The organism is Streptomyces echinoruber, assembly GCF_014651135.1.
GTDB classification, from domain to species: domain Bacteria; phylum Actinomycetota; class Actinomycetes; order Streptomycetales; family Streptomycetaceae; genus Streptomyces; species Streptomyces echinoruber.
Map to the genome: position 1 here is coordinate 1 of NZ_BMWH01000105.1, position 543 is coordinate 543.

The 543-nt window shown below is 75.0% G+C and carries 1 pseudogene; it reads left to right on the plus strand.

Features of this window, described 5'->3' with window-relative positions:
• Positions 1-331: 331 nt before the first annotated feature.
• A pseudogene (locus IE225_RS32765) lies at positions 332-543 on the plus strand (hypothetical protein); the annotation flags it as partial.

Below are 543 nucleotides of genomic sequence, written 5' to 3' on the forward strand. Positions count from 1 at the left end.
CCGCACGCACAGCCTGACGTGGCGCAAGGGCGGCAAGGAGGCCACGGCCGAGGCATGGCGGACGGGCGTCCTCGCCCGGCAGTTCGCCGCGATCACCGCCGGGGGCGAGCAGTGAGCAGCGCGCCACGGGAGGACAAGCCGCCGCCGTCGTGCGAGTACGGCAACCCCCGCTGCGGCGCCCGGCCCGCCCGGTTCTACCCGTGCGGCTGGAAGTGCGACCGCCACCAGCCCGCGCGCACCCATCGCCGCACAGCCCCGTGACCGGCCCCGGGGCGAGGAGATTCCCGCGCCCTCGCCCCGGGCGCCCCACAGCACGACAGGAGCGACCCCCGTGACCCTCGACGCAACGGATTGGGTGTGGAAGCACTCCCGCACCAGTGGGAATCCGCGCACGGTCCTGCTCGCCGTCGCCGATGCAACGACCGGCCCCGACGCGACTGCCCGCATGGGTACGGCCGAGTTCATGCGCCGCCTGAATGTGGCCCGCTCGACCGCGCGGGCCGCCGTCGACGCCGCCCTCGCCAGTGGTGAGCTGGTCGAGTT